12 protein-coding genes and 1 tRNA gene are annotated in these 10,455 nt (G+C 55.8%); 8 read left to right on the top strand and 5 right to left on the bottom strand.

Annotated elements, in window-relative coordinates; translation table 11 throughout:
• The first annotated feature begins 197 nt into the window (after positions 1–197).
• From WCT10_05810 to WCT10_05820, 3 genes are all read left to right on the top strand, one after another.
• A tRNA-His gene (locus WCT10_05810) sits at positions 198–272 on the top strand.
• Positions 273–612: 340 nt separating this feature from the next.
• Positions 613–1,695 carry a Fic family protein gene (locus WCT10_05815; GenBank protein ID MFA6604314.1) on the top strand — a complete coding sequence of 361 codons (1,083 nt, stop codon included), beginning with the start codon at positions 613–615 and terminating at the stop codon, positions 1,693–1,695.
• Between the two features lie 69 nt (positions 1,696–1,764).
• On the top strand, positions 1,765–2,385 hold the full coding sequence (locus tag WCT10_05820) for a hypothetical protein (protein MFA6604315.1): 621 nt from the start codon (positions 1,765–1,767) through the stop codon (positions 2,383–2,385).
• Positions 2,386–2,631: 246 nt separating this feature from the next.
• Here WCT10_05820 and WCT10_05825 read toward each other — a convergent pair whose 3' ends face one another.
• Both WCT10_05825 and WCT10_05830 read right to left on the bottom strand, forming a co-directional pair.
• The gene (locus WCT10_05825; GenBank protein MFA6604316.1) at positions 2,632–3,036 is read right to left on the bottom strand and encodes a hypothetical protein; all 405 of its coding nucleotides are present in this window, start codon (positions 3,034–3,036) and stop codon (positions 2,632–2,634) included.
• Between the two features lie 52 nt (positions 3,037–3,088).
• Positions 3,089–3,556 (bottom strand): hypothetical protein, encoded by a 468-nt coding sequence (locus WCT10_05830; GenBank protein ID MFA6604317.1) that lies wholly within the window; start codon positions 3,554–3,556, stop codon positions 3,089–3,091.
• A 261-nt stretch (positions 3,557–3,817) separates the two neighbouring features.
• Here WCT10_05830 and tig point away from each other — a divergent pair, with 261 nt between their 5' ends.
• Genes tig through WCT10_05845 form a run of 3 tightly spaced genes read left to right on the top strand, consistent with a single transcriptional unit; the run spans position 3,818 to position 6,253 of the window.
• Entirely contained in the window at positions 3,818–5,110 is a 1,293-nt protein-coding gene (gene tig, locus WCT10_05835) for a trigger factor (GenBank protein ID MFA6604318.1), read from the top strand.
• 34 nt (positions 5,111–5,144) lie between these two features.
• Complete coding sequence (locus WCT10_05840; GenBank protein ID MFA6604319.1) at positions 5,145–5,990, top strand: deoxyribonuclease IV; 846 nt, start codon at positions 5,145–5,147, stop codon at positions 5,988–5,990.
• A gap of 17 nt (positions 5,991–6,007) precedes the next feature.
• Complete coding sequence (locus WCT10_05845; GenBank protein ID MFA6604320.1) at positions 6,008–6,253, top strand: DUF167 domain-containing protein; 246 nt, start codon at positions 6,008–6,010, stop codon at positions 6,251–6,253.
• A 65-nt stretch (positions 6,254–6,318) separates the two neighbouring features.
• Here the strand turns inward: WCT10_05845 and yidD are convergent, their stop codons facing one another.
• The 3 genes from yidD to rpmH all read right to left on the bottom strand — a co-directional run bounded on the left by yidD (position 6,319) and on the right by rpmH (position 7,223).
• Complete coding sequence (gene yidD, locus WCT10_05850; protein ID MFA6604321.1) at positions 6,319–6,627, bottom strand: membrane protein insertion efficiency factor YidD; 309 nt, start codon at positions 6,625–6,627, stop codon at positions 6,319–6,321.
• A 2-nt stretch (positions 6,628–6,629) separates the two neighbouring features.
• Positions 6,630–7,013, bottom strand: a complete 384-nt coding sequence (gene rnpA / locus WCT10_05855; GenBank protein ID MFA6604322.1) for a ribonuclease P protein component — start codon at positions 7,011–7,013, stop codon at positions 6,630–6,632.
• A gap of 66 nt (positions 7,014–7,079) precedes the next feature.
• Complete coding sequence (rpmH, locus tag WCT10_05860; protein ID MFA6604323.1) at positions 7,080–7,223, bottom strand: 50S ribosomal protein L34; 144 nt, start codon at positions 7,221–7,223, stop codon at positions 7,080–7,082.
• Between the two features lie 249 nt (positions 7,224–7,472).
• Between rpmH and dnaA the strand changes: the two genes are divergently transcribed.
• Both dnaA and dnaN read left to right on the top strand, forming a co-directional pair.
• Entirely contained in the window at positions 7,473–8,903 is a 1,431-nt protein-coding gene (gene dnaA / locus WCT10_05865; GenBank protein ID MFA6604324.1) for a chromosomal replication initiator protein DnaA, read from the top strand.
• Positions 8,904–9,162: 259 nt separating this feature from the next.
• Positions 9,163–10,323 (top strand): DNA polymerase III subunit beta, encoded by a 1,161-nt coding sequence (gene dnaN / locus WCT10_05870; protein ID MFA6604325.1) that lies wholly within the window; start codon positions 9,163–9,165, stop codon positions 10,321–10,323.
• Positions 10,324–10,455 lie beyond the last annotated feature (132 nt).

A 10,455-nucleotide genomic window follows, 5' to 3' on the forward strand; every position in this document is an offset into this window, starting at 1 on the left:
AAAAGCCCCCCCCCTGCCCCCCGGGCCCCAAGGGGTAGGCGCCCCGCCTTCTAAGGGGGAAAAGTGGTTTGCTTCCCCCCCGGGGACCCCCCCCCCCCCCCCCCCCTTGAAAAAAATACAAAAACACGCTATCTTGTTCGGACAAGTCAGGTTATTAGCCAACTGACGACCACAGGCTGATAACGGAAGTCATCATGGTGGCCATGGTGCAAAGGTTAGCACAGCGGGTTGTGGTCCCGTTAATATGGGTTCGATTCCCATTGGCCACCCCATAGTAAATACCCGACCCCTATCAGGGGGCGGGTATTTACTTATATGAGATGTCTATGGGAATCGAACGGGCGCGAGAGGTGCGAGCTGGCGAAGCGCCAGTGCGCCCTTTGCCTCGGCAAATATCTGACAGCCTCGGCAAAGCCTAGGCGACCCTTATCGCCCGTCGGAGCTCATCGATTTGCGCCGACCCCCGGACCCCGTGCGGAGCGCGAGGCGATTCCCATTGGCCATCGCCCAGTCAATCTCTTGTATGAGTCAAGTTGACGTATCCAATCTGATATGTTATAAATATACTGTTTTTATGATATATCGTATCTAGTATGTTATTAGCTTTCGTATATGAGTTTTAACCCAAAAATACCCCATAATCTCGACCTTCTTCCACCGACTATTGACCTCAATTCTCCTAAATATGGTAAATTGCTGGTGAAAGCTCGAGCCGAACTGGCGGAATTAAAAGGATATAGTGTGGGCTTACCCAATCCGCTTCTTTTGCTGTCGCCCGCAATATTAAAAGAATCAGTGGCTAGTTCAAATATTGAAAATATCCACACGACGGTTGCCGAGGTGCTCCAACAACAATTGTTTCCGGAAGCGGAGCGGCGCGGAGCGGATAAAGAAGTATTGCGCTATCGCGAAGCGATTATGCAGGGATTCGTGGAGCTGGATAAACTCCCGGTGTCGAGTCGTCTCATTGTCGATATCGCACGGATGCTCGTCCCATCCGCAGGTGGCTACCGCAAAACTCAGAACTTCATCCACAACAGCGTTACAAATGAGATCATATATACGCCCCCGCCGGCGAATGAGATGTCGCGGCTCATCGGTAACTTAGAAAATTTTATTAACGACAAGGGGCTAGATGTGGACCCTCTGATTAAGAGTGCCGTTGCTCACTATCAATTCGAAGCCATCCATCCTTTCGGTGATGGTAATGGCAGAACCGGACGTATTTTAATGGTGCTTTATTTAGTCCAGGAACACCTTTTGCATTATCCGATCTTGTACATTAGCGGCTATATCAATAAACATCGGCCGGAGTATTACCGCCTGCTTCTTGAGGTCACCAGAGCAGGGCGATGGGAAGACTTCATCCTTTTTATGCTGGAGGGATTCTATCAGCAGGCCAAAGAAACCAAGGATACGCTGTTTGATATGACAACTGAATTTTTTCAGTATAAGAAGGAAACTAAGGAGAAACTGCCGAACATCTACTCATCCGAGCTTGTCGAACAATTATTCTCCCATCCGGTTACAAATCCAGCCGCGCTGGGGAAAGCGCTGAATGTGCATTATGTTACTGCTGGCAAATATCTTAAAGCACTCGCCACAGCTGGCTACCTGAAAGAATCATGGCATGGCAAGTACCATCTATATACGAATAAGCGGTTGCTCGACGTATTGCATGCACGAAATCCCTGAGCCGTCAGTACTGGAGATGTGGCGAACAAACTTGATACAATCGCCAACTCATGAGAATAATAGCGTCACATGTCCGCAATCGCGCTGATCCATGGCTATGCCGTCAGGCTGACATCGCCCGTTGTCCGCCGGGGTTTTGGTGAGACGACCGGTTTTAAGGCCTTCTCGAAAGATGTGGGCTCCGGAACGGCGGCTGTGTTTCGCTGGGGCATCATCAAGGAAGTATCGTGGCTGGCGCTGCTTGATCCGGTCGCACAGTACCGATTTTACCGCGACGAACTGGCGACGGCCTTGAGTCCTGCCACCCAGGTGCTGCTGCAAGAATTCCTGGAACGCGAAAATCCGTCCGTCATTGTTGTCCATTCCATGGGAGCGACTCTTCTGCACGCTTACGCGCGTACGCACAGCCTGCCGCCGTCGGTGCGCTATGTAGTCATGGTGCAGGCTGACTTGCCGTGGGGTGCTGACCTTGAGGTCTTCCCCGGCGTTTACAACCTGTACTGCCCATGGGATCCGACGCTCATGGCCTCTTCGCTGTTTTCTAGACGGCGGCGCGCGGGACTTGGGCCGGTGTCTGGCAGTAATGTGACAAATCAGCTGCTGCCGGCTCATCGCTTGCCCAACTTGCATACATCCGCGCTGTGCGACCAGAGGCTGCGAGAAATCGTCATGCAATTAATGAGTGGCTAAAATGGCTCATGGCGGCACCGAAGCCAGCTCCGACACATTAAGTATCGCGATCGCAACAAACGCGCTCATCATATTGGTTCCCGCCGTGCTCTACACCCTGACGACATATTTTTTGGCTTAAACTCTACTCGCACCGATTCGATCAAGATTGGGACATCCCTACCCTGACGGCTGGTCGAATTCGCGGATAAGAAAAACCGGTCCGCGAGCGCGAGCCGGTTTTGCTGATGAAGCAGGATTCACCGATCAGTCGGCCAGCGTTTCCGCCGCTGGCTGGACCGGTTCGACCTGGTAAGTGTCGACGCGATGCAGCGTGATCCGGATGCGGGTGCCGCGCGGAACCACGATGTCCAGCGGCGAGCCGCTGTGAACTACGCAAGCCTCCTTGTCGACGAAGACAACGAAGCTCGGGCAGAGCTGGTCGGCGGCACACTCGCGGACAACGCGATCATACGTCCCCTCGCAGACCACCCGGCCTTCGGTTGAATACGGCGAGCTCTCCAACCGCGCGGCCGGAGCAGTGACTTGGCCGGTTCCGACATCAGCGGATCGCGAGTGCGATTCCAGAAGCGCGCCGCCGATCAGGAAGAAAAGTCCGACCGTGATCAACAACGCATCGCCTGTGGTGAATTCCGTATTCATCACTCTCATGTCAGGACCTCCGTGTTCTGATGGTGAAAGAAAGGAACGATCGGCATCGGCTTCAGAACCAGACATCGTCGTCGAGCCACTCGTTCTCGCCGCTGTAGCAATTGATCATGCAGTACCTGATGCTGACCCGGCCGAAAAAATTCTCGTACACCGAGACATACAACCGGCAGCCATCCTTGGGCTCCAGCCGCAGCGGGATATCCGGAGGTTCGCTGAACTCCCAGACCAGGCCGTCGCGGAAACGCAGGCGCAGCAGCCGATTGCCGACGCCGCCGTATTCGGCGAACAGGAACTCGCCTTCGACCAGTCTGACGTCGGCGAAAAGCATCCACCAGATCGAGTAACCGAGAACGATGATCGCGGCCAGTTGCAGACACAAAACTGCAGCTGGTTTCTCCGCAAAGCGGAAAAAAAAGATGAGATAGACGAACGCGGACAGCAAAGTCAGGCACAAGAGACCGTCCAGCCAGGATATGAACATGGCCCGGGTCTTGTCGGGACGAACGTCGGTCTTTTTCATTCTCCGCCTCCTTGTTTCTGTGAAATTGTAAGGAACTTCCGACCGAAAAAATTAACACAAAATAAGCTCCTTGTCAATCCTGGCGGCCGCAAATCATGCCAAATTATTATCCCTGGCACTCTCCAACACCACAGACCGTGGACAAACAGTGGATAACTCCAGCGGACAATAAAACCGCCCCAGATCTTTCCGACTCAATTGACAGGGCCGTTTTTTTGCTCTAATATGCGGGTTCAGAACTAACTCGCGCTCACGAATCTTATGAAGATCGACGTCAAGAAACTTCCCAAGAGCCAGGCCGAGATCACGATCGAACTCACGATCGAGGACGCCCAGCCGTATCTGGAGAACGCCGCCAAAAAACTCTCTTCCGACAAGCCGATCAAGGGCTACCGCCCCGGCCACGCGACCTACGACGTGGTGAAAGCCGCGTACGGCGAAATGGCCATCTACGAGGAAGCGCTCGAACCGATCTTCCGGAAATTCTACGTGAAAGCCGTGCTCGACAACGAGCTCGTCACTTACGGCGAACCCAAAATCGACGTCAACAAACTCGCTCCGGGCAACCCGATCTCTTTCACAGCCGTCGTAACCCTCATCCCGAAATCGCTCTCTCTGCCGGAACTCAAGAGCGTCAAGATCAAAGTTAAGAAGTCAGCGGTCGAAGATAAGGAAGTCGAAGCCGCTCTGAAACAGCTCCAGAAGATGCGCACCAAGGAAGCCGCCGCCGACCGCGAGGTCCGCGCCGACGACAAGGTCGTGCTCGACATGGACATGTCGCTCGCCGGCGTGCCGCTCGAAGGCGGCCAGGCGCGCGGCCACGGCGTTTACCTCAACGAGGATTATTACGTCCCGGGACTCAAGGAACAGATCCTCGGACTCAAGTCCGGCGAGGTCAAAGAATTCAATCTCAAATTTCCAGAGACTCACTACCAGAAGAACATCGCCGGCAAAGATGTCGGTTTCAAAGTGACCGTGAAACAGGTCTTCGGCCTCGAACCGCCGGCGCTCGACGACGAGTTCGCCAAGAGTCTGGGCCAGGACGACATGATGAAATTGCGCGAACTGCTGCGTAAAAACATCCTGGCGGAAGCGGAAGACAAAGCCGCCCAACAGGCCGAGAACGAAGCCTTGGAAAAACTGGTCGACAAATCCAAATTTGAGGACGTGCCGGAAGCGATAATCAATCAGGAAGTCAACCGCATGTTCCACGAACTCGAGCACAGTCTGCATGACCGCGGCTTGGAACTCGACGGCTACCTCAAGAATCTCAAAAAGACCACAGCCGAACTCAAACTGGATTTTGCGACGCAGGCCGTGAAGCGGGTCAAGACCGCCTTGCTCATGCGCGACCTCGCTATCCGCGAGAAGGTCGAAGTCCTGGATTCAGAACTTCTGGCCGAGCAGCAGCGCCTGATCAACGCTTATTCCGACAACCCCGAAACCCAGGCCAAGGTCCGCTCCGAGGATTATCTCGACTATCTCCGGACCGAGATCATCAACCGCAAGGTACTGGAACTCATCCGCGCGGCCTGCATCGATAAAGAGGCCTGAAGCGCTCGCTCGCTGGCCACCAGACCATAATCTTATGCGGCTTGGCGCTCATGTCTCGGCATCAGGCGGAGTCCAGGAAGCCCCGCTTCGGGCTGCTGAACTGGGTCTCCGGTGTTTTCAGTATTTCTCGCGGCCGCCGCAAGGCGGTCCGGCCCCGAAACTCAGCCGCGGCGTCATCCAGGCTTTCACTAAGAATTGCGCCGCGAACAACATCGAATCCCACTTCGTCCACGCCCCCTACATCATCAATCTCTCCTCTCCGAACGACCGTTTGCGCCTTAATTCCGTCGCGATGATCCGCCAGGACCTGAAACGCGCCTCGCTCCTCGGCAGCCGCGGCGTCATCGTCCACCTCGGCAGCTCCGCGGACCGCGACACTTCCCAACTTACCAAGCGATTGGTCGACTCCCTGCGCCGCGTACTCGACGGCTATCTGGGCAAAGCCCTGCTGCTGCTTGAGAATTGCGCCGGCGCCGGCAACACCATCGGCCGCGATTTCCAGGAGCTGGCCGGATTCCTGAACACGCTCGATGACGACCGCGTCGGGATCTGCCTGGACACCGCGCACGCTTTCGCCGCCGGTTACGATCTCCGGACAGCGGCCAGCGTCAAACGCACGCTCGGCGTCTTCGGCCGGACTATCGGCTTCAAGCGCCTCCAAGCCATCCATCTCAACGATTCCGCGGCCGACTTCCAGGAATTTAAGGATCGCCACGCCCACATCGGACGCGGCCGCATCGGACTGTCCGGATTCAAAGCCCTGCTGGCGTCGCCGGCGCTGAAAAATCTCGACCTGATCCTGGAGACTCCGATCGACAGCGGACGGAAAGCCGACATCCGCATCGTGAATTCGCTGATCGCCAGATCATCTAAATGCTGACGAACCCGTCTCTTATTATGTTGGTCCGATCCGTCCCGCAGCGCATCCGGGTCAAAGCCCACGCGCGCGCCAAACGCCGCGATCTGCGTCCGAATGCCGACGGGTCTTTCGACATCTGGACCACCGCCGCGCCTGATCGCGACCGGGCGAACGAAGACATCATCGAGATCCTGTCCGGACACCTGTCCGTGAGCAAGAGCGCTATCAGTCTCGTCTCCGGACGCACCGCGAACAAGAAAGTTTTCGAGGTCTCGTATTATTGAGCCCACTAGGAGTACGCTCGCTAAACGACATAAAAACCGCTTAATGAAGCGGTTTTTTCGTGGATTCATTTTTTGACGAACGGCTGCCACCAGGTCCGGCGCGGCGGCACCGGATCATGTCCGCCATCAGCCCACGGATGGCAGCGCAGGATCCGCCATGACCCGAGGATCAACCCGCGGATCACGCCCAACTCAGCGACCGCTTGATAAGTGTATTCGGAACAGGTCGGCCGAAAACGGCAGCAGCCGTGAGGATAGAAGATCTTGGTCCAGCCGTGATCAGGCGAGAAGGTCCGCTGATAAAAACGGATGGCCGCCAAAGTGGTCCGTCTGGGGATGTCGACGATGAACTGGAAAAAATGTCGGGCCCACATACTCAGCGGCTCGGCGGCAAAAGTCCGGACTTGATCAGCGTCCGCCGCACTTCAGACTCCAGCTGCGGGAAGTCGAGCTTCAACGCTTCCGGCTTGGCCATCAGCACAGCATCGAAACCGGTCTTGATATCCGGCAGCCTCTTCCGGACGATCTCGCGCATCCGCCGCCGCAGCAGGTTTCTTTTCACGGCGCGCTTCGAGACCTTGACCCCGACCACGAAAGCGAAGCGGCTGGCTGGCAACTTGTTCAGCGAGAACTTCAACGTCAAAAAAGAACCGGAGACGAACCGTCCGGACTTGAAGATCCTCTGGAAATCACGATCAGTCTTGAGACGATTTAGCTGGGAGAGCATGGTGGTCTGATTCTGGTGAGTGCGGACTTTCATTATTATACTGGCGCGGCCCAAAAAAAGCACCCGCCGGTTGGGGCGGATGCTCTGTAGGTCTGGATACTAGTGCTTGACCGTCAGGCGCTTGCGGCCCTTGGCGCGGCGGCGCTTCAGGACAACCCGGCCGGTACCACGGCGCATGCGGGCGCGGAAACCATGGACCTTATTACGACGTCGCTTTTTCGGCTGATATGTGCGTTTCGGCATAAAATTCCGTGTTTCACTGGTTAGACAAGCGGTATTTTGTCATCTTTGCGTCATTTTGGCAAGAGGTTGGTGTTTTCCGCTCAGCTGACGGCTATTAACCAGTAGATAATAAACCGTCAGGGGCTTGCCGAATGCCTTATAGTTATGCACAATCCATGCACAGTCTATCCACGGGTGGGTGGGGTTTTCAAATGTTATCCACTGGTCTAAACTAGCTGGGTCTAACACCCGAGAAATCACTATCGGTTTATGAGCAACCACGAACTCTGGCAGGCGGTACTCGGAGAACTGGAATTGTCGATGAGCAAGGCGAATTTCACGACCTGGTTCAGCAAGACTTTTCTGTCCACCTGCGAAGGAGAGCGCGTGGTCGTCAGCGTGCCGAACACTTTCACTAAAGCCTGGCTGGAGAAAAAATACAGCCCGGCTATTTTGAAATCTTTGCAGAGCATCACTTCCAGCCGGATCCGCGAGATCGTCTATAAGGTCGATATCAAACCAGTGATCGTCGCCAAGAATCCGGCCGAGGAAACGTCCCAGAAAACCGCTTCCGAAGCGCCGTCAGCGTCCGCGGCCGCAGAAGCAGCTTCAGCGAACACTGCATCGCGGACCGAGACCGCTCCGCCAGCTTCCAAACGCGAATATTCCAACGATTCCAAGCTTAATCCGAAGTATACTTTCGACGCTTTCGTGGTCGGCAAAGGCAGCGAACTCGCGCATGCCGCCGCTCTCGCTGTAGCCCAGAATCCCGGCACGAAATACAATCCGTTGTTCATCTATGGCGGCGTCGGCCTCGGCAAGACCCACTTGCTCCAGGCGATCGGCAATGAAGTCCTGAAGCGCGCGCCCGGATCCAAGATCCTTTACGTCACCTGCGAAAAATTCACGAACGATTTCATCGGCGCCATCAAGAATAACCGCGCTCGCGATTTCAAAGAGACTTACCGCAGCGTTGACGTCCTGCTGATCGACGATATCCAGTTCCTGACCGGCAAAGAAGGGACGCAGGAGGAGTTTTTCCACACCTTCAACGCCCTGCACGAGAACAACCGCCAGGTCGTCATGACCTCGGACCGGCCGCCGAAACAGATCCCGGCTCTCGAGCAGCGGCTCGTCTCCCGTTTCGAGTGGGGCATGACCGCTGATATTTCCAGCCCGGATTTCGAGACCCGCATGGCGATCCTCGAGACCAAGTGCCGCGAACGCAATTATGACCTTGATCCCGAGACCCTGCGCTTCATCGCTTCGGTCATCCAGGCCAACGTCCGCGAACTCGAAGGAGCACTGAACAAGATCATCGCTTTCCACCAGTTCAAGAACACCAAACCGAGCCTGGAAACGGCCAAGAATCTGCTGGCGAGCTTCGGCTCCGGCCAGATCCAGCGGAACATCACTCCCAAGCAAATTCTGCATGCTGTAGCGCAATATTACGATGTCAGCGTCGCTGATATGCTGGGCGCCTGCCGCGAAAAACGGCTGGCTTTCCCCCGCCAGGTCATCATGTATCTGATGCGCGAAGAGACCAATTCCTCGTTCCCGAGCATCGGCCACGAGGTCGGCAACCGCGATCACACCACAGTCATGCACGCCTGCGACAAGATCCGGCGCGAACTCGAGACCAACACCAAGCTCCGGCAGGACCTCGAACTCATCAAACAACGCATCCACGCCACGGCCTGAGTGTGAATAACTTGTGGGCTTGTCCGTGGAGAATCTCCGGATAGCCTGGTGCAAAGCCAGTGGATGACCTGAGGTCAAAAAACGTCCGTTTCAGACCCCGGCCGACAACGCACTTTTTCTCCCCTCCTTTGACCGCAAAGTTTCCACCGGTCGAACGGCCTGAAACCGCCGCAACGACGGGCTCCGGGCGACTTATCCAGATTGCCCACAACACTCACTATCACTACCGATTCAATATATCTATATAACCGATATCGTAATGAAGTTCTCGTGCACGCAGGAAAATCTGAACCAGGGATTGACCATCGTGAGTCACATCGCGAACAAGAACGTCAATCTGCCGATCCTGGGCAATGTCCTGGTCAAGAGCGAGGATAAGGTCCTGAAGTTCATGACCACGAATCTGGAGATCGCCGTGAGTTGCGCGGTCCGCGGCAAGGTTGAGGAACCGGGCGAATTCACGGTCCCGTCACGTCTCTTCTCCGATTACATCAATCTTCTGCCCAAGGACCGGGTCGATATCGTCCAGGACGGCAATGCGATCGCCGTGTCCTGCGGTTCGTTCCAGACGCGCCTGAACGGCATCCCGGCTTCCGAATTCCCGCTCATCCCCTCGGTCGAGAAGAAACGCCGCTTTCTGGTCGATATGACGGTCTTCCGCAAAGCCGTCGGCCAGGTGTTGTTTGCGGTCGCGCCGAACGAGTCCCGGCCGGAGATCAGCGGTGTCCTGTTCAAACTGGTCACTGGAGCCGACGGCGCTGAACTGGTCCTGGCGGCGACCGACAGTTATCGCCTGGCCGAAAAGACGGTCAAAGCCCAGCTTCCCGAGCCGGCGGCCGCCGGTTCTGAACCCTGGTCGGTCATCGTGCCGGCCCGGACCGTGGCTGAGATTGTTCGGATCCTCGGCGTCCTCAAGGATTCGCTCGCCGGCAACGACCAGATTGAGATCGGCGTCGGCGACAGCCAGATTGTCTTCACTTACGACAATGTCGAGGTCATCTCCCGGATCATCGAAGGCCGTTATCCGGATTATCACCAGCTTGTCCCCGAGCGTTTTGAGACCGAGGTGATCATCGCCAAGGATGATCTCCAACGCGCCGTCAAAGCGGCCAGTCTGTTTTCTCGGACCGGCTTGAACGACGTCCATATCAATTTCAGCCCGGATGGCCGAGTGCGCTTGAAAGCCGGTAATTCTCAGGCTGGCGAGCATACGGCTGAGCTCGCTGGCAAAGTTCAAGGCAAAGAGAACGAAGTGACCGTCAATTTCAAATATCTGCTGGATGGCGTCAATAACATCGAAACCGAGGCAATCGGCCTGCAGATGGTCGACAAGGTCAGCCCGTGTCTGGTGCGTCCGGTCAAAGATGATCGGTTGGTGCTGAATGACTTCATGTACATCGTGATGCCGATCCGGCAGTAGTCAAAAACAACCTGGATTCAAAACCGGACCGCTCAGGCGGCCCGGTTTTATTGACTAGTCATTTTATTCTGACTCCGTCTCTCCCTGACTCCGTCTCTCCCTGACTCCGTCTCTCCCTGACTCCGTCTCTCC

The sequence above is a fragment of the Patescibacteria group bacterium genome (assembly GCA_041667185.1).
Lineage (GTDB): Bacteria > Patescibacteriota > Patescibacteriia > SG8-24 > SG8-24 > JBAYFM01.

Excerpts from the sequence above, each read along its gene's own strand:
- WCT10_05825 (MFA6604316.1), bottom strand. The coding sequence starts at position 3,036 with ATGAGAGTGATGAATACGGAATTCACCACAGGCGATGCGTTGTTGATC.
- WCT10_05840 (MFA6604319.1), top strand. The coding sequence starts at position 5,145 with ATGCGGCTTGGCGCTCATGTCTCGGCATCAGGCGGAGTCCAGGAAGCC.
- yidD (MFA6604321.1), bottom strand. The coding sequence starts at position 6,627 with ATGTGGGCCCGACATTTTTTCCAGTTCATCGTCGACATCCCCAGACGG.
- WCT10_05815 (MFA6604314.1), top strand. The coding sequence starts at position 613 with ATGAGTTTTAACCCAAAAATACCCCATAATCTCGACCTTCTTCCACCG.
- dnaA (MFA6604324.1), top strand. The coding sequence starts at position 7,473 with ATGAGCAACCACGAACTCTGGCAGGCGGTACTCGGAGAACTGGAATTG.
- WCT10_05820 (MFA6604315.1), top strand. The coding sequence starts at position 1,765 with ATGTCCGCAATCGCGCTGATCCATGGCTATGCCGTCAGGCTGACATCG.
- WCT10_05845 (MFA6604320.1), top strand. The coding sequence starts at position 6,008 with ATGTTGGTCCGATCCGTCCCGCAGCGCATCCGGGTCAAAGCCCACGCG.
- rpmH (MFA6604323.1), bottom strand. The coding sequence starts at position 7,223 with ATGCCGAAACGCACATATCAGCCGAAAAAGCGACGTCGTAATAAGGTC.
- dnaN (MFA6604325.1), top strand. The coding sequence starts at position 9,163 with ATGAAGTTCTCGTGCACGCAGGAAAATCTGAACCAGGGATTGACCATC.
- WCT10_05830 (MFA6604317.1), bottom strand. The coding sequence starts at position 3,556 with ATGAAAAAGACCGACGTTCGTCCCGACAAGACCCGGGCCATGTTCATA.
- rnpA (MFA6604322.1), bottom strand. The coding sequence starts at position 7,013 with ATGAAAGTCCGCACTCACCAGAATCAGACCACCATGCTCTCCCAGCTA.
- tig (MFA6604318.1), top strand. The coding sequence starts at position 3,818 with ATGAAGATCGACGTCAAGAAACTTCCCAAGAGCCAGGCCGAGATCACG.